The organism is Trichococcus sp. (genome assembly GCF_055118575.1).
In genome coordinates this window covers 26,367-45,322 of sequence record NZ_JBSQPW010000027.1, presented here as the reverse complement: position 1 = coordinate 45,322, position 18,956 = coordinate 26,367, and the positions used below count along the sequence as shown (strand labels likewise).

Genomic DNA, 18,956 nt, shown 5'->3' with positions numbered 1-18,956 from the left:
CACCTGTTCCCATCTCGAACACAGAAGTTAAGCTTCTTAGCGCCGATTGTAGTGAAGGGTTTCCCTTTGTGAGACTAGGACGTTGCCGCGCTTTTTTTTTGAAATTAAACTTATATATCAGAATCACCATGTGCGGTGATGATGGCAAGAAGGTCACACCTGTTCCCATCTCGAACACAGAAGTTAAGCTTCTTAGCGCCGATTGTAGTGAAGGGTTTCCCTTTGTGAGACTAGGACATTGCCGCGCATGTTTTTATATAAATAATCAGAAGGCTACCGTCGTAAAAGTCGGTAGCCTTTTTTGATATAGTAGGAAAGAATAAAATTTTCCAAATTGAACACAGCGCTGGAAAGAGTGAGTCGATTTAGTGTATAAAATCGAGGAACCGTGCTAAACTATGTTTAAGGATAGTTGTCAGAAGGTGAGGGAAATAAAGAATGGAAGATTTTTCTAAAACCAAAATGGAAGATTTTGTTAAGATCAAAAATGGCTTCGCTTTGCACGATCAAAACGAACGTATGATAGCTGAAATTACTTATGCACCGTATGGTGAAGACAAGGTCATAGCCAATCATACTTATGTTGATTCTTCATTGAGAGGGCAAGGGATTGCGGAGATGCTGCTGGATCGTCTTGTCGAAGAAATGCGGGCTGAAGGCAAAAAAATCGTTCCACGCTGCTCCTATGTTGTGGCTATGTTCGATCGCAAACGCGAAAAATATGCCGATATCAAGGCAGAAATTTAACACTGTTCTCTCTTATTTTTAATATAGATGAGAGTAGCGGGTCGGAATTAGGGGAAGTAGTTCCGGCTCGCTATTTTTTGTGTTTGTTGGAATGGATCAGTTGTGATCGGTTTTACCTATTGACAAGATTAAGAAATGATGATAATTTAATTATATTAATGTAAGTCGTATCTGACAATAGAACGGGCAACGATAAGAAGAGTAACTTTGGGAAGTACGTAAAGAGAGCTCCTGTTTTGGTGAAAGGGAGCGTATCGGAACAAAGTGAAGATGGTCTTGGAGCCTTTAATCGGGTGAATAATCAGCTCGATTACGTACGCAGGCGATATTCTGCAGAGTATCTAAAGGGTATGCGGTCACGCAATCACTTTACGTACTTTTTGAGGTAAGGATTGTGAAGTCCTTATAAAAATGGGTGGTAACGCGAAGCTTTCGTCCCATGGTCGCAAGACTGTGGTGAGGGGGGCTTTTTTGTGCATAAGAGAGCTGTTGAATGAACCGGTTAATGGAAAGAAAAAGGAGTGGAAAACATGCCGATCAAAGTATCGAAGGATTTGCCTGCCATCAAAGAGTTGGCCAAAGAGAATATTTTCGTTATGGACGAGCTGAGGGCCGTCACGCAGGATATCCGTCCGTTAAAAATCATCATCGTGAATCTGATGCCCACAAAACAGGCTACGGAAACGCAGTTCATCCGTTTGCTTTCAAATACATCCCTGCAGGTGGAAGTGACCTTGCTGCGGATGGAAAGCTATGATTCCAAACATGTGTCGGAAGAATATTTGGACTATTTCTACAAGACATTTTCCGATATCAAGGATCAATACTTTGACGGGATGATCATTACGGGTGCACCAGTCGAAAACCTCGCTTTTGAAGAGGTGGAGTATTGGCCGGAACTGGTGTCCATCATGGAATGGTCCGCCAGCCATGTTTTCTCGACGATGCATATTTGTTGGGGTGCCCAGGCCGGGTTGTATCATCACTACGGTATCGGAAAGTATCCTCTGAAGGAGAAACTGTTCGGTGTGTTCAAGCATACGATCACAGACAGCAGAACGATGTTGCTCAGAGGATTTGATGATGAGTTTTATATGCCGCACTCCCGCCATACGGATGTGCTTAAAAAGGATATAGAAGCCTGTAGTGCGCTCGAAATCTTGGCGACATCTGAAGAGGCAGGGGTCAGCATCGTCCGCAGCAGGGACAACCGTTTCGTGTTTGTGACAGGTCATGCCGAGTATGATTTTGATACACTCGATAAGGAATACAAACGGGATGTCGCCTTGGACCGGCCTATCAACATTCCGATCAATTATTACCCTGCTGACGATCCGAGCCAACGCCCGGTGGTGCGTTGGCGCGGCCATGCCAATATTCTCTTTGTGAATTGGCTGAATTACTTTGTTTATCAGGAAACACCATTCGATCTGCAGCGTATCCATGAACTAAGGAATAAGCCTGCTAAAGATTAAAATGTATTCCGATAGGTATGCAAAGAGGGCAAATTGATTAAATTGCCCTCTTTACAAATCTACAAAATTTATTTATAATTTATTATGTTGTGGTTCACTTGTTGAGTGACCCGATAGCTAGGCCGGCTTAGCTCAGTTGGTAGAGCATCGCACTCGTAACGCGGAGGTCACAGGTTCAAATCCTGCAGCCGGCATAATCTTTTATTCAGGTATATCAACTCTTTCGGGACGTTTGATATATTTTTTTTGTCTATTTCGAAAAAGTAATTGCCTCCAGAATACGTATCTGTTAAGTGAAAGATCAATATAGAGGAGGCAACAAATTGGGAAATACGGAGCAACAGCATTTATTGGTCAATTTGGATAAAAAGAAAATGATGGAACCGACCCCGCTGACTTGGGCTGGGGACAGCACGATAAATGGGATAGCGGCAATACATCCGCAGTTGGGAAATCCTTTTCAGTACGTACTGTTCCAGTTGTTGATGGATGAATGGAAAGGCGACCGGATCGCTTTGGTTATCGATTCCAAAGATGTGAGAGCCTACTTGCTGGATGAAGAGAAGTATACGATCCACGATGGGTACAAGAAAAAATTGCTGCGTCGGAACCGCAAAGAAGCAGGAATAGACATTGTTTCGATCGATCCATCTGAAGTCATTGCCTGGAAGAAAAAGTGGGAGGCGTTCATCAATCAGTTTGTGCTGATCAATTATGATTCGCACTTATTCATGACGATCGATCGCCGTTTGTTTAAGCGCACGAAAAATCTGATGCCTTATTTTGTTCTGGCGCAAGCAGAAGAACAAGCCGAACAAAAGGGGAGTTGGGCCGGGGATCGGATCGGGATTGAGCCGATCGATACGGATACGTTTGAAAATGATGTTTATTTCGAAATGTTCCGGATGATCGGCGACAAATCTGCCTGCCAATTGGGAGTCGAAGATTTCCATCGGCGCCATGGTGGGTGAATCAGCTGAAACAAAACTGCTTTCACCATACGCCTGCCCATTTCGAACAGTTTCCTGATCGGGGGAGCTTGATAGTCAGGAAACGATGCTTCGTCGATAAGCCACGGATCGCGTCACGCGCATGATGTTCTCTTCACCCGGGAAATGGACAGGGTTGATGGGGCTTCGGCTGTACATTTGGAGTACGTCGAGGATATCGGTCGATAATTCGCGGATATCGATCAGGCCATACATGCGGGGCGGCAAAATGTAGATGGGTTTGTCGGGATTGGCATTTTTGACCATCTTTTTGACATCATAAGTCAGATGTGGGCAGCAAACGACGATATCGAAGCGGTCCATTTTCTCTTTGGCGATCATGAAAGGCGAAAATTCGATCTCAAATTTGTCTTGCAGTTGGTATTGTTGGATGTCTTTTTTGACTTTAGCCGCCAACGCGCTGGATGAAAAGCCTCCTCCGCAGCACAACAGGATATGGATCATTTGGGTTCCTCCATTGCTTTTGATAGGTCCATCATAACATCTATTGGAAGCGCTTGAAATACTTTTGCGCGCTTCAGGCACCTAATCTCTCATTCAGGCTTATGAGTTCTTCAACGGAACAGGCATGTGGTATGATGAAATCGATGAAAGGGATTCTGATCCTGAGAGGGGTGAGGGATGTGCTGCAAGCACTCCGACTGACTTTTGAAGAAAAACGGATGTGGGTGACCTTGGGGGGGAGTGTGCTCTTTTCGTTCGTTTTGGCCATAGGTGTCATCCTGCTCGACACACGCTTGATCACGGCTCTTGATTATTTTCCGCCGTTTTTGCTGACGAGCGTCAATCTGGCCAAATCAATACTGAGCCTGTTGGCGGGGTCCCTATTCTCAGTGGCGACCTTTACGTTTGCTACGATGTTATCTGTCATTTCCTTCTATTCTTCCAATTTCAGTCCGCGGACAGTGGAAAATTTTCTTTTGCACAAGACCTCCATGCAAACGCTCGGCATTTTTCTTGGGGGCTTCATCTACTGCCTTTCTTCCTTGTTTTTTATGCGGAGTTCAGAGAATGAATATCTTGTCATTTCCGCGACAGTCGCCTTGATTTATGCCCTTGCCTGTGTCCTCTACTTTATTAAGTTCGTCTACAATGTTGCGACATCGGTGCAATTGGAGAAACTGGTGAACAAAATCTACAAAGAGGCGGATAAGATAGTCGAAGAAACGATTGCGTCCTTTCAAGGGAAACCGATGTTTGACCATCTGCCGCAAATAGAGTCTTTACACCAGTACACCATCCAAGCGGATACGAATGGTTATGCGGAATACATCAATTTCGGCAGGTTACTGGAGCTGAGCAAAGAATTTGAAGGGATCATGGTATTGCGCTTCAGGATAGGCGATTTCCTTTCCGTCAATGAACCTTTGGCCATTTTCTATACGAACCGGAAATTGGAGGATGAGCCACGGGTCCGGGAAGCACTGAATCGTAGCCTTACCTATGAAACGGAGCCCTCCACGATGTTCGATCCCAATTTTGCCCGCAAAAAATTGATTGAGGTAGCGCTCCGGGCGGTTTCGCCGGGAATAAACGATCCGAATACAGCAATTCACATCCTGCATTACAAAGCCCTATTGGATGCCAAGTTTGCTCGCCTGCCGGGAAGGTTTGTTCTGATGGGGGAAGAAAAAGAGGACGTCGACGAGGGGATATTGCGCTATAACGGCTGCGTATTCTATGATTTCAATAATTTTTCCAAAGATTTATATGAAAGCTACTGGCAGCTGATCCATTACATGAAGACTGATATTTCCGGAGTAGTGGCTTTATTCGATTCGTTAGTGACGGTCGCTTATGCCGCTCATCCGAAGAAGTTGAGTTACATAAAGGATTACAGCAATTATTTGTTTAATCTGACGAGTCCGAATTTCACGGAAAGGTTGGATCAGCAAAATATCGAGGAACGCCAGCAGCGCATTCTGGAAATCACCAGCGATGAACAAAAATAAAGAAGAGGAACTCGAGCGCACGCGAGTTCCTCTTCTTTAGGTTATGCAGCAAAATAGCGATTTTGGTCATCTATTCCTTGTTTTTGCTGGATCTGATCCGCAGAAAGGAAGCATAGGATTGATCCTTCGGTCGGATTGTTACTGGATCAGCGAAGAAATCTTCTGTCAACGCTACTAGGGGTCCGACCAGACCGATTAAGGCGATCAGATTCGGGATGGCCATCAGACCGTTGAAAAGATCGGAAATTTCCCACACGACATCCACGGCGGCGACTGCCCCGTAGATAAGGGAACCGATGTAAAAGAACCGATAGATAAGGATGGCTTTTTGACCGGCAATGTATTCGATCGCTTTTTCGGAATAGTAATACCAGGCGATGGTGGTCGCGAAGGCGAACAGGACGATGCCGATGGAAATGATGTATTCCCCGCCCGGGATAACGGCGCTGAAGGCCCGATTGGACATTTCCGTGCCATCGATCGAGGCGTCCTTCCAAGTTCCGCTGATGATGATCACCAAAGCGGTGATGGTGCACATGATGATCGTATCGAAGAAAACTTCGAAAGCCCCCCAACAGCCCTGACGCGCCGGATGGTCCGTGTCGGCGGTTGAGTGGGCGATCGGAGCGCTGCCGAGGCCCGCTTCATTCGTGAACACTCCCCGGGCGACACCGATCCTGGCTGCATACATGAAGGAAGCTCCTGTAAAGCCGCCGATAGCCGCCGTGCCGGTGAAAGCATCCGTGAGAATCGTGGCGAGAGCGGAGGGAATCTGGTTTCGTTGCAGAATCAGGATAAAGATGGCAGCGCCTGTATAAATCATTGACATGATGGGAATCAATTTTTCCGCTACGCTGGCAATCCGCTTGATGCCCCCCACCACGACCAAGGCCACAAAGAAAGCCAGCAGCAGACCGCTTGCCAAGGCGGGTATGGAAACGGCGTCCTGCAAGCTGCCGGCTACGGCATTTGCCTGGACGATATTGCCACCGCCGATTGAGGCAAAGGCCGTCAACAGACAGAAAAAATAGGCCAGCTTGGGATAACCCAGCCCTTTACTTATGTAATACATGGGGCCGCCCACATAGTCACCCTTTGCATTTTTCTCGCGGTAGGCGAGCGCAAGGGTTGTTTCCGCATATTTTGTGACCATGCCGAGGACAGCAGAAGTCCACATCCAAAAGATGGCACCCGGGCCGCCGACGCTGATGGCTACAGCTACGCCAACAATATTGCCGGTCCCGACCGTTCCGGCCAGAGCCGTGCAGACCGCCTGAAAGGGTGTGATTGTGCCGGCTTGGATTTCTTTCGGCTTCCGCAAAACTGTCTTCAGTGTGTTGGCCAGCACTGTCCCGAAGCGGGTGAAGATGACGGCCTTGGTTTTGAAGGTCAGATACAGCCCTGTCCCCAACATCAGAATCAGCATAGGGATGCCCCAGACGATTGTGTCATTCAGCCATTTTATGGTTTCCATCAGGATTGCCTCCTTTGTCGGAGTACCGGAACGAACAATGAGTTACTTCAGTGGAAGGGTAGCTGATTCATCTGATTTTATTGTTGCGCCCGTACAGACTGCTGACGGTGAGCGAGGTGCCGATCAAACCCAAAATGATGATATAGCCGGCAATGAAACCGGCCGAGATGTAGCCGCTGAGCGTCAAGGCAAATGCTGCCAACAGGTCAGCACCCTGGTAGGAAAGCGAACTGAAAGCCAGATAAGAGGCTTGCTTGTCTTCAGGCACGAGGTCGACTTTGCGGGCATTGATGTTCGGGGAGGAAGCCAACTCGCCGATGGTCGCCAAAATCATCAACGGAATCAGAACATAGATGTTGTTCATGACGGCAATCAAACCATAGCTGACGACATAGATCAAAAGGCCATAAAGGATGGTCGCCTTTTCGGAGCGCTTTTCGGTGAAGCGCGAGACCAAGAAAGTGAAGCCGACAACAAGTAGCGTGTTGAGAACCTGCAGCAAGCTGAGCATGCGCACACCATCGATTGGAACCGCGAAGATAGTCAGCGTTTCGAACTCCTTCGAAAGCCGGACGGCGGTGTAGGTCTTCAGCGAAAACTCGGCCGTATTGAACAGCGCCATGCCCAAGATCAAAAAGAGCCAACGCGTGTCCTTCGCAGCGATGCGGTAGTTCAGAAATAAGTCTTTCAGCCTGTTCTTATGCCGCTTTTCAGCGGTCGTATTCGTGTAGTCCAACTGGCTGCGGAACAAAAGAGCCATCACCAGCTGCGCGATTCCGGCCACCAGGAACAGCTGGAAAAGGTAGTGCTGAAACAGGAATCCGCCGAGCGAAAAACCCAATGCCATCGACAAGTTGAAGGTCCAATATTGCCATTGGTAGGCTTGTTTCCGATTTTCGACCGTGGTGCAGTCCATCAATACGGCATCGTACGCAGGCGAATAGAGATTGAAGGAAATGCCGCAGACAAGATAACCCAGTATCAGCCAGCCATCTGCCGAAAGCAGGCCCAAAAATCTGAGGGCGATCAAAAGCAAAGAGCCCCCGTACAGGCTCTGGAAAAGATACAGGATTTTCTTTCTCTGGAAATTATCGGCAAGATACCCGCCGATGATGCCTGCGAGGAAGCAGACGACAACATTTGTCATGACGAGCATGCCGGTAATCTGTGGATTGAAGATGCCGGCCAGATAGATGACCAAAAAAGGGATCGTGCAGGAATAGATCAAACTGTTTATGAAAGAACTGACCAAAGTAGAGCGGATGTTCTTAGAGAATGTTGTTGCCATAAATCACCTGTCTTTTGATAAAAATTTCTCTACACTGAAAGTATCACAGCAGCCGGGATTTTTCCAGCCGGAGCCGCCTTCAGTGCAAACTTGCCTTATTTTTCTCCAGTATGAAAATCTTAACTTACTTTTTTATGGACAAACCAACGCGAAGTGTTTATAATCGGTTAAGAAAATCCGACTTTAGTCAGAGGCAGGCGTACGGCGGTTGCGTTATACTTAAGGCGAAGAAAAGGAAGCGTTTTCAAAATAGGCCGTTCACGGAATCGATAAACTAAATTCATAGGAAATTTATTTTTGTCAGGTATAATCGGAGATAGGGCAGCACAAAAAGTGATAAGAGGTGAAGAAGTGGAATTGGAGAACACCACCCATCAAGGGATTGCATTGAACCGCAAAATCGTCCAGATTTTGACGGTAATGGGAACAGTCGCGACACTTATCTTAGGCATTTGGATTTATCGGACAGGCTTCTTTGAAGCTGAAGGCAGTTTTAAGACATTGTTGGATGGAATGGGCCTTTATGCGCCCGTCATTTTTTTGCTGATTCAAATTCTCCAGGTGGTCTATCCCATCATTCCCGGAGGCGTGACGGTCGTAGTCGCTCCGTTAGTGTTCGGTCCAGTGTGGGGATTCACATACAGCTTCATCGGTGTACTGATCGGTTCGATCATCAATTTCATCTTAGCCCGTAAATATGGAAAGACATTCGTCAGAGCATTCGTTTCGGAAGAAACCTACAGGAAATATTATGGCTGGCTGACGAAAGGAAAACGATTCGAATGGCTGATGGCCTCAGCCTTTGCTCTTCCTGGATTCCCGGATGATTTCCTCTGCATGGTAGCCGGGCTGACGAAAATGTCCATGAAGCGTTTCCTGATCATCTTCCTCCTATTTAAGCCGATCACCCTGTACTTTTATGGCATCGGCGGAGCATCGATTGTGACTTGGGTGTTCCTGAATATGCCGACCCTCATCAAAGGGTGGCTAGCCATTCAGCCTGTACTTCAATAAAATCCAAAACAAAAACGATGAGCCATGACAGGCTCATCGTTTTTGTTGCAAAAAAGTTTAGAATGTTAAAATCAAAAGTGCATCACCGTAGGTGTCGTTAAAATGGACAAATATTTTGCGCTTTCAAAAAGATGGCTAGCTTCACGGGTAAGCCCTTCGGAAATTAGGAAGGAACCCCTTGTCTCTGTGAGCTAAGGATCCTAAATTGTCATGACTCTTGCGATTTCAATCGCTTAGTCCTGTCATCAGGCCATCCAACCGGTCTCGCAGTGAGGCCCTCTGATGTCGCACTGTGACATCAGAGTACTTGACCGAATAGGTCACAGTGTATCCTTAACCTAGGGCTGAACGAACCCGTTCCGCTTTTCTTATTTCCGGCGGACTTTCATCAGGGCCTTGGCGATGAATGGAGCAATCAAGCCGGCTGCGACGGCTTCGCCGAGTCCGTTCGTTGCGACGATGCCGGCCAATACCTTCAACAGGTTGGATGGATCGACATTCAGGGCTGTGGCGTATTCATTGCCATAGAAAAGGGCGATGAATCCCAAGACAAGCACGGTATTGGTCAAGGATCCCAAAACGGCAGCGACGACCATTCCGCGTTTTTCCTGTTTGCGTTTCAGAAAAGCGTGAAAAATGAGGCCTGCCACAAGCCCTACCATCACACGCGGAACGACTGCGATGATCGGATTAGTCCAAAGCAGCAGATCCAAAGGGGAAGCCGGCAGTGTATAGGCTTTGACCATGCGCGCCAAGCCCCAGACAAGCCCGACGAGCATACCGTCCTTCGTGCTCAGGACAAAAGCGGCCACAATGACCGTGATATGGATGATGGTCGGATTCAGTGGCGGAATCGGGATGTTGCCCAGGAAGGGAACGAATGTCTGGATGATGATGAAGGCAGACAGAATGCCGAGAATAGCGATGCGGTACGTTTTATTTTTTTGTGCAGTCATGCAGGCTCAACCTCTTTTTATCTATGCATTTCGGCAAGTGCCGATATATAGGTATTTTACCAAATTGTTCCGGAAAAAAACAGCAACAGCGGAAATGCTTTTATCGGTTCGGCGCACGCTATTATTTTATTTTTGCGGAAAAAAGGGTAAAATAGCAGTATAGAGCCAGAAAGGAAGCCGCCATGAAGAAAATTTTTATAGGTTTGATACGTGGTTACCAGAAAGTGATATCCCCGCTGTTCCCGCCAAGCTGCCGGTACTATCCGACTTGCTCGAACTATGCGGTTCAAGCCATTCAAAAGCATGGTGCAATCAAGGGCAGTCTGATGGGAATCGCGCGCATCCTCAGATGCCATCCTTTTGTCAAAGGCGGATACGATCCGGTGCCCGAACAATTCAGCATCCGCCGCAACAATGAAGATGAAGACGAACACGAACACAGTCATTCAGAGCATGAACATTTCCATAAGCACTAAAATTTTTCGGATTTTCCCATTTCGGTAATCAAAGGAGAGATTAAAATGGATGAATTAAAGAAGATTTTCTTAGCAGGTGTCGGCATGACTTCCACTTCAATCGAGAAGGCTGAAAAGCTGATCAATGAAATGGTCGAAAAAGGGCGCGTTACGGTCCAGGAGGGAAAAGAACTGCAGACGGAGTTGACCCGCAAAGCTTCAGGAATCGTTCCGGCGACGAAAGCGGAACTGGATAATCTGCCGTTCGCCAAAAAAGAGGATGTGCAGGCGCTGGAAGCCAAGATGGATGCGATCAACGCCAAGTTGGATCAATTGTTGAACAAATAAGCAACCGCAAAAGATGAAGGAGGGGTTAGGATGGCAAGAGACGAACGGCTGCATGAAATTGTCCGGATCCTGTCCTCTTACGGGCTTCAATTCCTTTATCATAATCAGGTGAAGCCGAGCCGAAAAGACCAGGATCCCGAGAACCTTCGTCTTGCTTTCGAGAAACTAGGGCCGAGCTTCATCAAAATCGGCCAGATCCTCTCCACCCGCATCGACATTCTCCCGCAGGCATTTGTTGAAGAACTGGCGCATCTGCAGGACAAAGCACCGGAATTTCCGTTTGCGGAAGTCGAGCGCATCTTTATGGAAGAAACAAAACTGTCCTTAGGCGAAGCTTTCCTGTCCATCGAGGAAAAACCGCTTGCCAGTGCATCGATTGCCCAGGTCCATCGGGCGGTTCTCCGGACAGGGGAGGAAGTGGTCGTGAAAGTGCAGCGCCCGATCATCGATGATTTGTTGATCCGGGACTTGGACATCCTGATCCGCCTCAGCGGGAAAATCCCGAAGGAACTGGTGGAGGTAGTCGATCCCAAAGAAGCACTGGAGCAAGTGAAGGCGAACACTTTGATCGAACTGGATTTCCGCAACGAAGCGCAGCTCCTGCAACGCTTCAGGGACCTCAATGCCAACATCGCCTGCATCGGTGTCCCGAAAATCTATTCGGGACTTACGACGCGCCGGGTATTGGTGGAAGAGTACATCGAAGGCACCAAAATCACCAACCGCGAACAGTTGGACCTGCTTGGCTATGATTTGGATGATATCAGCCGCAAATTGATGTTGGCCTATCTGAAACAAGTTTTCCACGACGGCTTTTTCCATGGTGATCCCCATCCGGGAAACCTGATCATCAAAGAAGGCAAAATTTATTTTATCGATTTCGGCATCATGGGGGATTTGTCGGAGACCACGAAAAAATCGCTGAATGATATTCTCCAGGGATTGGCCTCGAAAGATCTGGATCGGATGGTGAAGGTCTGTCTGGAATTGGGGACGCCGAAAGGACGGGTGGACAAACGCAATCTGTACGCCGATGTCGAAATGCTGTTCGATATGTACCTTTCGAACAATATGCTGAACGTGAATCTGGGGACGTTCATTACCGATTTCATCAGAATGTTCAAACGGCATAATATCGCCATTCCGAGCGATCTGACGATCCTCGCTAAGTCTTTATCGATACTGGAAGGCGTTTTTCTGGAAATTTCCCCTGAACTGAACCTGATTTCGATCGCGAAGGACTACCTGAAGGAAAGCTTTACGCTGACGACGCTGATGCAAAAATTTTCTGCGGAAAAGTTGGCTTTGAGGGGCTATGCCTTCATCAAGGACAGCAGCGAGATCCCGAGCAGCCTGTTGTCGTTGCTGAAGCAGACGGCAAGCGGCAGGACCATGCTGCGGATCGATGTCGATCAGCTGGATGACAAGTGGAAGGACGTCAAAAAAATGTCCAATCGCGTCGTTATCTCCCTGATCGTTGCCGGATTGTTGCTGTCGTCCGCCATCATGTCCGGTACACCGGGAGGGCAATTCCTGGGGCAAGCAGGCTTCGTGATTGCTGGTCTGTTCAGCATCTGGTTGCTGATTTCCATATTCCGTTCGGGGAACCTGTAGGCATATGCGGCTAATTGTCCTGGATTGCCGGTAAACGGATGGGCATTAAAAACTGCTATTAAAAACTACTAAAATTTCAGATTTATCTCTTGAAATTCAATTGCCGCTGTTATATTATATATTGGTCAGCTTTTTAAGGAAAGCGAACGGAGGGATAGCGAAGTGGCTAAACGCGGCGGACTGTAAATCCGCTCCTTCGGGTTCGGCAGTTCGAATCTGCCTCCCTCCACCATTGGGCTATCGCCAAGCGGTAAGGCAACAGACTTTGACTCTGTCATTCGTTGGTTCGAATCCAGCTAGCCCAGTCAAAAATGAAGAAGCGTTCCGGAATCATCGCGATGATTTCCGGTACGCTTCTTTTTTGTCAGCAAACAGCTCGACAAACAGCAAGCATAACCACTATAATGAGTCCAAATGATCCATAGGGAGCTATCAATTGATGAAAAAATTATTCAGGGCACTGACGGTATTGCTGGCTGGTCTTTTTCTTTTTGGGTTGAACAATCAAAAAGATGAGGAGCGCGCTATGCAAACATTTACCCCTTTGGTCGGCAACGACGAAAATTTAAAGATTTGGATGGTGACGGATATCCACTATCTCTCCCCGGATCTGTTTGATGACGGCGAAGCCTTTGCCCGGATGCAAGCGACTTCCGCCGGTAAAGACTTGAAGCATGTGCCGGAAATGATGGAGGCACTTGTTTGGGAAGCGGCGAAAGAACAGCCGGATCTGCTGATCGTCAGCGGAGATCTGACCTTCAATGGAGAATACCAAAGCATGGTGGAATTGGCTGCCTTTTTTGAAAGAATCGAAAAAAATGGGACGCAAGTCAGTGTGATACCAGGAAACCATGATATCCACAGCGGCTGGGCCCGGAAATTCGAAGGGGAAGAAATGGCAGTCGTCGCGCAAGCAACACCCGAGGATTTCCAAGAAATCTTTGCGGATTATGGCTATGATCTGGCCATCAGCAAAGACCCGGAATCCTTGAGCTATGTGATGGAGCCGAAAGCGGGATTTCCTTTTTTGATGATCGACACCAATATATACAGCGAAAAAAAGAGTACAAAAGCCCCCACAACGGAGGGAAGAATTAAGGATGAGGCATATGCCTGGCTCGATGGCTATTTTGAATTGCAGGATGAAACCGTTCAGGCTGTCCAGTTGATCGGGCATCATCCGCTTCTGAACCATACCGGCAGATTAGGCGGAGGGTTTGTTTTGGAAAATGCGGAGGAGGCAATCGACTATTTTGCAGAAAAAGGCATCCAAACGAGCTTTGCGGGGCACATCCATGCACAGGATATTTCTGAGGCAGCAGATACGCAGACTCCTTTCTATGAAGTCGTAACCGGAGCCCTGTCCATATTCCCCAACGCAATCGGGGAAATAACCTTGTCCGATGAGGAATTAGCTTACCAGCGCAAATCCTTGGATGTAGAGGGCTGGGCGGAAGCGACAGGGGTCAAAGATCCGGAATTGCTTGCGTACACGCAGACAGCCCATGACTTGTTCAAGCGCGATGGCGAGAATTTGGCTTTGCAGATGATGTTTGAAGAGCAATGGTATGAGGAAGCCTACGAAGCAGCTGTCATGGACTACGTCGGGAGGATGAATGTCCGCTTTTTTTCCGGTGAGGATTATATCGAGGATGAAAGCTTGTTGGATGAATGGACCAGCCATGCCGGCTATCAAATCATCCAACAGAACAGTGAGAGTTTTCTCAAAAAATACACAAGTCAATTGCTGCAGGATAAAAATTTGGAAGATCAGAACATTGTGATTCCGCAGCATCAATAAGGATAAAGCTCGCCCTACCGTACAGAACGGGGGACGGGCTTTTTTGTCGATTTTTGTGCCGACGTGACTGGTTTTCTAGATTATGAGATAAAAGTTCATAATTTGGAAAAATGTTTCATCGGAAAAACGTGATATGATGGATGAAGCGGTTGTTCCAAAATAATAGACAATTATCGAAGAGAAAGAGGGGGAAACACGATGGCTAAATGCACAGATTGCAACGTTGATTTAATTGAAGGATTAGGTTTGTATTCCCAAGGAGTTTATCTTGTTGAATTAGCGAAGGAAAAAACATTGAACGAACATACAAAAGCGGCTTTGGAAGCGGCTGTGTGCCCACAATGCGGCAAAGTATCTTTTTACTTGCCTGAAGAAGAACTAGCGAAACTGGTTGATTGATTCTGATGAATAAAAAAATGAGCCCGGGATTAATTTCCTGGGCTCGTTTTGCTTTTCGTATTTAATGTTCATTCGGATCGTTTTCGGCGTCTTCGTGGGTCGGGTGGACAGTTCCTGGTACATGGTCAGGTCCTGCATAGATCGTATACAGCTTCAGTGGTTTATCCCCAGTATTTGTGATGTTGTGCCATTTGTCGGCAGGCACAAAGACAGCGTCATCGTCGGAAACTTTCTGTTCGAAGTACAGATCGTCTTCTGCATCGCCCATCACGCACAAGCCTTCTCCTTCTTCGATACGGATGAATTGGTCGATGCCATGGTGGACTTCCAATCCGATATCATCGTTCGGTTGGATCGTCATCACCGTCACCTGTAATTTTTCGCCGGTCCAGATTGTTGTGCGGTAGTTTTCATTCTGCAGGGTTGCGTCTTCGATGTTGACTACGTAAGGTTTTTTGCCATGATCTTTAAAATCGATACTCATTTGAATTCCTCCTAATTTAAACTGATTATCTTATTGTAATAACTATAAACTAAGTGTAGCAAAATGAGCCAGATTTGCAAACGATATGCTTCATGTGGGATCGATTGCCTATCTGCTTCCATTGTAACGCTCCTGAAGCGCTTTCTCAAGGAAACAATGCCATTCAGTCGGATCATTTGTGATATAATTGACGATATAACTTTGAACGTGGAGGTGCGCATGTGTCAATCGATTGGGGAGAAGTGATCACTTGGAGCAATGCCTTTGATATAGTGGATATCCTGTTGGTATGGTATCTGGTCTACAAGTTGATCATGATTTTAAAAGGGACGCGTTCCATTCAATTGCTGAAAGGGATCGGCATCATCGTGCTGATCAAACTGGCTGCTGTCACACTTCAGTTGCAGACGATAGATTGGATCATGAACCGCGTCATCCAATGGGGTGTCGTGGCGGTCATTATCGTGTTTCAGCCGGAAATCAGAAGAGGCTTGGAGCATCTGGGAAAAACAGGATTCAGAAAGAAAGTCAAACGGTCTGTCAATATGAGCGAACGCCTCGTGACGGAGTTGGATAAGGCCGTCCAATATATGGCAAAGCGAAAAATCGGAGCACTGATATCCATCGAGCAGCAAGGTTTGCTGGATGAGTACGCTGCCACGGGGATAAGGATCGGCGGAGAGGTGACCAACCAGCTGCTGATCAATATTTTCATCCCCAACACGCCTTTGCATGATGGTGCGGTCATCATCCAGGATTATAAAATCGCGACCGCAGCCAGTTATCTGCCGTTATCGGAAAGTTCCTTTATCCCGAAGGAGCTGGGAACCAGGCACCGTGCCGCAATCGGTCTTGGTGAAGTCAGTGATGCCATCACCATCATCGTTTCGGAAGAAACCGGAGGCGTCAGCATAGCCCACAAAACGAGCCTGTTGCGCGAAATGAGCCGTGATGATTTTGTCGCCTACCTGACGGAACAACTGGTCGTGGAAGAAGAGGAAGAAAAAACTACCAATTTCATTCAGGATTTCTTTGACAATACGAAATGGGGTGGGTCTGAATGAGAAAGCCGCAAGACGATAAGTTTTTGGAAAACAAGTGGGTCGTCAGAGGCGTATCCTTCTTGATTTCCCTGTTGTTGTTCGCTTATGTCTACTCAGAGAACTACGGCTGGTCCACGAGCACCAGCAACAGTTCCATCAGCACCAGCAAGCGGGAAACCATTTCGAATGTCCCGATCCAAGTGAATATCGATACGGACGCGTATTTCATTTCAGGATTGCCGGAAACGGTGGTACTGACACTGAACGGTCCAGAGAGCATACTCGTGCAGACGATTTCTGCCGCAGATTACCGGATCGTCACAGAGGATCTAGACGAACTGGGGCCAGGAACCCATACAATTCAATTGACGGCCGAGAATCTTTCGAATGAAATCGATTATTCGATTACGCCATCGCGTGTGAATGTCGTCATTGAAGAGCGGGTTGCCATCGAGAGACCGGTGGAAGTCCGGTTCGATGAATCTTTGGTCGATCCGGAATATCTGGCCGGCGTTCCGGAACTGAGTGCGGAAACCGTAACGTTGACCGGACCGGCTTCGACCATAAGCCGTGTGGATAGTGTTTACGTGACGGTCGCAGCTGAAAATGGCTTGACAAATACTGTGAATATGAATACTGTAGTACAAGTAGTGGACACAAATGGGAATAAGTTGAATGTTTCCGTTGATCCTCAGGAAGTTTCCGTCCGGATTCCGATTTCTCTTTACGGGAAAGAAGTGCCTTTAGTCATCCAACAAATCGGTGTTCCGCTTGAAGGCAAAATTTACACGATTGAAGTGGATGGAGATTCGAGTGTGACCTTAACGGGTGCTCGGTCTGTGCTTGCCGATATCGATGAAGTGACTCTGCCGGTCAGTGTCACGGGTGTCTCTAGCAACACCACCCAAACGCTCACGATTCCGGTACCGAATGATATCTTAACGGCGACGCCGACCACGATCAAGGTCAATATCCGGGTGTCGGATGCTGCAGAAGCTGAAGTAGATTCATCAGCCAGCGATGATGCAGGGGAGTCCTCAGCTTCCGCCGATGAAAGCAATGCCGTCGCATCATCGGCTTCGGACAGTATGAGCAGCGAAGCGAATCAATCGGAGAGCAGTTCATAAGAAATCAAAAATCAAACAAATCCATGCAAAGAAAATAAACGAAAAATCTAAAGGAGATTACAGGTAATGGGTAAATATTTTGGAACAGACGGCGTAAGAGGCGTTGCGAACAGCGAATTGACGCCGGAATTAGCTTTCAAATTAGGCCGTTTTGGAGGGTATGTCTTAAGACAGCACGCTAAAGATATCGCGCATCCGCTTGTGCTGGTTGCGCGTGATACAAGGATTTCCGGTCAATTATTGGAGTATGCATTGGTTGCCGGTTTACTATCAGTTGGCATCGAAGTGCTACAATTGGGAGTCATCCCGACACCCGGCGTCGCTTATCTGACACGCATTCAAGGTGCTGTGGCAGGGGTCATGATCTCCGCATCGCACAATCCTGCGGGCGACAACGGCATCAAATTCTTCGGATCCGACGGTTTCAAGTTATCGGATGAACAGGAAAACGAAATCGAAGCCTATTTGGACCAAGAAGGGGATGATTTGCCGAGACCTTCAGCAGACGGATTGGGGACGGTGGATGAATATCCGGAAGGCGTCCTTAAATACGCGCAATACTTGCAGACGACCATCCCGGATGACCTTTCCGGCATCACAGTCTGCCTGGATGCAGCAAACGGGGCAGCATCACCTGTAGTCAATCGTTTATTCGCGGACTTGGAAACAGACTTCTTTACAATGGGAGCGAATCCGGACGGCATCAACATCAACAAAGGTGTTGGATCGACCCATCCGGATGTCCTAGGTAAATTTGTCGTCGAGAAAAAGGCGGATGTAGGCTTGGCATTCGACGGCGACGCCGACCGCTGTATCGCTGTGGACGAAAATGGGCGCATCATCGATGGCGACCGGATCATGTTCATCTGCGGAAAATACCTGAAGGACCGCAACAAATTGAACCACAATACGATCGTCTCAACGGTAATGAGCAACCTAGGTTTCCATTTGGCGGTTGAAGCGGAAGGCATGACTGCCTTGAAGACGCAAGTAGGCGACCGTTATGTCGTGGAAGAGATGCGCAAAAATGGCTACAATTTGGGCGGCGAGCAATCCGGACACGTTGTTTTCCTGGATATGAACACGACTGGGGATGGCCTTTTGACAGGCATCCAATTGTTGAATGTCATGAAACAGACAGGCAAAAAACTTTCCGAATTGGCTGATGAAGTGACGCTTTACCCGCAAGAATTGGTGAATGTGCGCGTTTCCGAAAAGGACGGCGTAATGGAGATTCCGGCTGTGAAAGCTGTCATCGAAGAGGTTGAAACAGAAATGGCAGGTAAAGGCCGCATTTTGGTGCGCCCAAGCGGAACAGAACCGTTGTTGCGCGTTATGGCTGAAGCTGAAACGGATGAAAAATGCCATGATTACGTTATGCGCATCGTAAATGTCGTAAAAGCCGAAATCGGCATCTAAGCTAGGGAACTTCTAAACATTTTAGGTCGTGGAACACTACAATGGTGGTGTTCCACGGCATTTTTTGTCTACTAGGAAAGTATAAAAATTCTCGAATTGAAAAGTGCGTCACCATAGGTGTTTCACAGATTTTCAAAATGTTTCATGCCATCAAATTTGATGGCCAGCTTCACGGGTAAGCCCTCCGGAAATTAGATAAATCGGTCCTATTGCGCTCTTCGATGCTCAGTCGGACCGATTTCCTAAATTTCTTTCAGGGCTGAACGAACCCGTTCAGCTTTTCTTATTTAGTAATCAGTGATGGGTCGCAGACCCGATGAGCTGTCTAGGACGTCATTCAGAACAATTAT

The 18,956-nt window shown here is 47.4% G+C and carries 18 protein-coding genes, 3 tRNA genes, 2 rRNA genes and 1 other annotated feature; of the genes, 18 read left to right on the top strand and 5 right to left on the bottom strand.

The features are described 5' to 3' along the window. The 6 genes from rrf (ACTCCX_RS08890) to ACTCCX_RS08865 form a co-directional block, all read left to right on the top strand. Positions 1-91, top strand: a 5S ribosomal RNA gene (rrf, locus tag ACTCCX_RS08890); the annotation flags it as partial. Between the two features lie 40 nt (positions 92-131). Then, positions 132-247: ribosomal RNA gene (gene rrf, locus ACTCCX_RS08885) — 5S ribosomal RNA — on the top strand. Between the two features lie 191 nt (positions 248-438). Beyond that, complete coding sequence (locus ACTCCX_RS08880) at positions 439-747, top strand: GNAT family N-acetyltransferase (protein WP_463275663.1); 309 nt, start codon at positions 439-441, stop codon at positions 745-747. A gap of 180 nt (positions 748-927) precedes the next feature. Beyond that, positions 928-1,190, top strand: a binding site (T-box leader). Positions 1,191-1,277: 87 nt separating this feature from the next. After that, positions 1,278-2,222, top strand: coding sequence for a homoserine O-acetyltransferase MetA (metA, locus tag ACTCCX_RS08875; protein WP_463275662.1), 945 nt, complete (start codon positions 1,278-1,280; stop codon positions 2,220-2,222). A gap of 121 nt (positions 2,223-2,343) precedes the next feature. Next, a tRNA-Thr gene (locus tag ACTCCX_RS08870) sits at positions 2,344-2,416 on the top strand. Between the two features lie 129 nt (positions 2,417-2,545). After that, entirely contained in the window at positions 2,546-3,193 is a 648-nt protein-coding gene (locus tag ACTCCX_RS08865) for a hypothetical protein (protein WP_463275661.1), read from the top strand. 75 nt (positions 3,194-3,268) lie between these two features. On the opposite strand, the gene ACTCCX_RS08860 is transcribed toward ACTCCX_RS08865, so the two are convergent. After that, a complete protein-coding gene (locus ACTCCX_RS08860) occupies positions 3,269-3,676 on the bottom strand; it encodes a PTS sugar transporter subunit IIB (RefSeq protein ID WP_463275660.1) in 408 nt (135 codons plus the stop codon). Between the two features lie 131 nt (positions 3,677-3,807). Here ACTCCX_RS08860 and ACTCCX_RS08855 point away from each other — a divergent pair, with 131 nt between their 5' ends. Continuing rightward, a complete protein-coding gene (locus tag ACTCCX_RS08855; RefSeq protein WP_463275659.1) occupies positions 3,808-5,184 on the top strand; it encodes a DUF2254 domain-containing protein in 1,377 nt (458 codons plus the stop codon). A 70-nt stretch (positions 5,185-5,254) separates the two neighbouring features. Here ACTCCX_RS08855 and ACTCCX_RS08850 read toward each other — a convergent pair whose 3' ends face one another. Further along, positions 5,255-6,658, bottom strand: a complete 1,404-nt coding sequence (locus ACTCCX_RS08850; RefSeq protein ID WP_463275658.1) for an alanine/glycine:cation symporter family protein — start codon at positions 6,656-6,658, stop codon at positions 5,255-5,257. 67 nt (positions 6,659-6,725) lie between these two features. Further along, positions 6,726-7,946 carry an MFS transporter gene (locus ACTCCX_RS08845; protein WP_463275657.1) on the bottom strand — a complete coding sequence of 407 codons (1,221 nt, stop codon included), beginning with the start codon at positions 7,944-7,946 and terminating at the stop codon, positions 6,726-6,728. A 420-nt stretch (positions 7,947-8,366) separates the two neighbouring features. Here ACTCCX_RS08845 and ACTCCX_RS08840 point away from each other — a divergent pair, with 420 nt between their 5' ends. Next, positions 8,367-8,960 carry a TVP38/TMEM64 family protein gene (locus ACTCCX_RS08840; protein ID WP_463275664.1) on the top strand — a complete coding sequence of 198 codons (594 nt, stop codon included), beginning with the start codon at positions 8,367-8,369 and terminating at the stop codon, positions 8,958-8,960. 368 nt (positions 8,961-9,328) lie between these two features. Here the strand turns inward: ACTCCX_RS08840 and ACTCCX_RS08835 are convergent, their stop codons facing one another. After that, the gene (locus tag ACTCCX_RS08835; protein WP_463275656.1) at positions 9,329-9,916 is read right to left on the bottom strand and encodes an ECF transporter S component; all 588 of its coding nucleotides are present in this window, start codon (positions 9,914-9,916) and stop codon (positions 9,329-9,331) included. A 182-nt stretch (positions 9,917-10,098) separates the two neighbouring features. Here ACTCCX_RS08835 and yidD point away from each other — a divergent pair, with 182 nt between their 5' ends. The 7 genes from yidD to ACTCCX_RS08800 all read left to right on the top strand — a co-directional run bounded on the left by yidD (position 10,099) and on the right by ACTCCX_RS08800 (position 14,533). Further along, positions 10,099-10,392 carry a membrane protein insertion efficiency factor YidD gene (gene yidD, locus ACTCCX_RS08830; protein ID WP_463275655.1) on the top strand — a complete coding sequence of 98 codons (294 nt, stop codon included), beginning with the start codon at positions 10,099-10,101 and terminating at the stop codon, positions 10,390-10,392. Between the two features lie 45 nt (positions 10,393-10,437). Further along, complete coding sequence (locus ACTCCX_RS08825) at positions 10,438-10,719, top strand: phasin family protein (protein WP_463275654.1); 282 nt, start codon at positions 10,438-10,440, stop codon at positions 10,717-10,719. Between the two features lie 30 nt (positions 10,720-10,749). Then, a complete protein-coding gene (locus ACTCCX_RS08820) occupies positions 10,750-12,333 on the top strand; it encodes an ABC1 kinase family protein (RefSeq protein ID WP_463275653.1) in 1,584 nt (527 codons plus the stop codon). Between the two features lie 148 nt (positions 12,334-12,481). Beyond that, positions 12,482-12,565 (top strand) — tRNA-Tyr (locus ACTCCX_RS08815). A 1-nt stretch (position 12,566) separates the two neighbouring features. After that, a tRNA-Gln gene (locus ACTCCX_RS08810) sits at positions 12,567-12,638 on the top strand. A gap of 134 nt (positions 12,639-12,772) precedes the next feature. After that, positions 12,773-14,134, top strand: coding sequence for a metallophosphoesterase (locus tag ACTCCX_RS08805; RefSeq protein ID WP_463275652.1), 1,362 nt, complete (start codon positions 12,773-12,775; stop codon positions 14,132-14,134). A gap of 198 nt (positions 14,135-14,332) precedes the next feature. Beyond that, positions 14,333-14,533 (top strand): hypothetical protein, encoded by a 201-nt coding sequence (locus tag ACTCCX_RS08800; RefSeq protein WP_463275651.1) that lies wholly within the window; start codon positions 14,333-14,335, stop codon positions 14,531-14,533. A 61-nt stretch (positions 14,534-14,594) separates the two neighbouring features. Here the strand turns inward: ACTCCX_RS08800 and ACTCCX_RS08795 are convergent, their stop codons facing one another. After that, complete coding sequence (locus tag ACTCCX_RS08795; protein ID WP_463275650.1) at positions 14,595-15,017, bottom strand: cupin domain-containing protein; 423 nt, start codon at positions 15,015-15,017, stop codon at positions 14,595-14,597. 221 nt (positions 15,018-15,238) lie between these two features. On the opposite strand from ACTCCX_RS08795, the gene cdaA reads away from it, so the two are divergent. From cdaA to glmM, 3 genes are all read left to right on the top strand, one after another. Then, positions 15,239-16,081, top strand: coding sequence for a diadenylate cyclase CdaA (cdaA, locus tag ACTCCX_RS08790; RefSeq protein WP_463275649.1), 843 nt, complete (start codon positions 15,239-15,241; stop codon positions 16,079-16,081). Further along, positions 16,078-17,187 (top strand): CdaR family protein, encoded by a 1,110-nt coding sequence (locus ACTCCX_RS08785; RefSeq protein ID WP_463275648.1) that lies wholly within the window; start codon positions 16,078-16,080, stop codon positions 17,185-17,187. The genes cdaA and ACTCCX_RS08785 overlap by 4 nt, the downstream gene beginning before the upstream one ends. Before the next feature lie 66 nt (positions 17,188-17,253). Then, on the top strand, positions 17,254-18,606 hold the full coding sequence (gene glmM, locus ACTCCX_RS08780; protein WP_463275647.1) for a phosphoglucosamine mutase: 1,353 nt from the start codon (positions 17,254-17,256) through the stop codon (positions 18,604-18,606). Positions 18,607-18,956 lie beyond the last annotated feature (350 nt).

Excerpts from the sequence above, each read along its gene's own strand:
- ACTCCX_RS08785 (WP_463275648.1), top strand. The coding sequence starts at position 16,078 with ATGAGAAAGCCGCAAGACGATAAGTTTTTGGAAAACAAGTGGGTCGTC.
- ACTCCX_RS08855 (WP_463275659.1), top strand. The coding sequence starts at position 3,808 with ATGATGAAATCGATGAAAGGGATTCTGATCCTGAGAGGGGTGAGGGAT.
- ACTCCX_RS08850 (WP_463275658.1), bottom strand. The coding sequence starts at position 6,658 with ATGGAAACCATAAAATGGCTGAATGACACAATCGTCTGGGGCATCCCT.
- ACTCCX_RS08835 (WP_463275656.1), bottom strand. The coding sequence starts at position 9,916 with ATGACTGCACAAAAAAATAAAACGTACCGCATCGCTATTCTCGGCATT.
- ACTCCX_RS08840 (WP_463275664.1), top strand. The coding sequence starts at position 8,367 with ATGGGAACAGTCGCGACACTTATCTTAGGCATTTGGATTTATCGGACA.
- ACTCCX_RS08805 (WP_463275652.1), top strand. The coding sequence starts at position 12,773 with ATGAAAAAATTATTCAGGGCACTGACGGTATTGCTGGCTGGTCTTTTT.
- ACTCCX_RS08820 (WP_463275653.1), top strand. The coding sequence starts at position 10,750 with ATGGCAAGAGACGAACGGCTGCATGAAATTGTCCGGATCCTGTCCTCT.
- ACTCCX_RS08860 (WP_463275660.1), bottom strand. The coding sequence starts at position 3,676 with ATGATCCATATCCTGTTGTGCTGCGGAGGAGGCTTTTCATCCAGCGCG.
- ACTCCX_RS08825 (WP_463275654.1), top strand. The coding sequence starts at position 10,438 with ATGGATGAATTAAAGAAGATTTTCTTAGCAGGTGTCGGCATGACTTCC.
- metA (WP_463275662.1), top strand. The coding sequence starts at position 1,278 with ATGCCGATCAAAGTATCGAAGGATTTGCCTGCCATCAAAGAGTTGGCC.
- ACTCCX_RS08795 (WP_463275650.1), bottom strand. The coding sequence starts at position 15,017 with ATGAGTATCGATTTTAAAGATCATGGCAAAAAACCTTACGTAGTCAAC.
- ACTCCX_RS08800 (WP_463275651.1), top strand. The coding sequence starts at position 14,333 with ATGGCTAAATGCACAGATTGCAACGTTGATTTAATTGAAGGATTAGGT.
- glmM (WP_463275647.1), top strand. The coding sequence starts at position 17,254 with ATGGGTAAATATTTTGGAACAGACGGCGTAAGAGGCGTTGCGAACAGC.
- ACTCCX_RS08880 (WP_463275663.1), top strand. The coding sequence starts at position 439 with ATGGAAGATTTTTCTAAAACCAAAATGGAAGATTTTGTTAAGATCAAA.
- yidD (WP_463275655.1), top strand. The coding sequence starts at position 10,099 with ATGAAGAAAATTTTTATAGGTTTGATACGTGGTTACCAGAAAGTGATA.
- ACTCCX_RS08845 (WP_463275657.1), bottom strand. The coding sequence starts at position 7,946 with ATGGCAACAACATTCTCTAAGAACATCCGCTCTACTTTGGTCAGTTCT.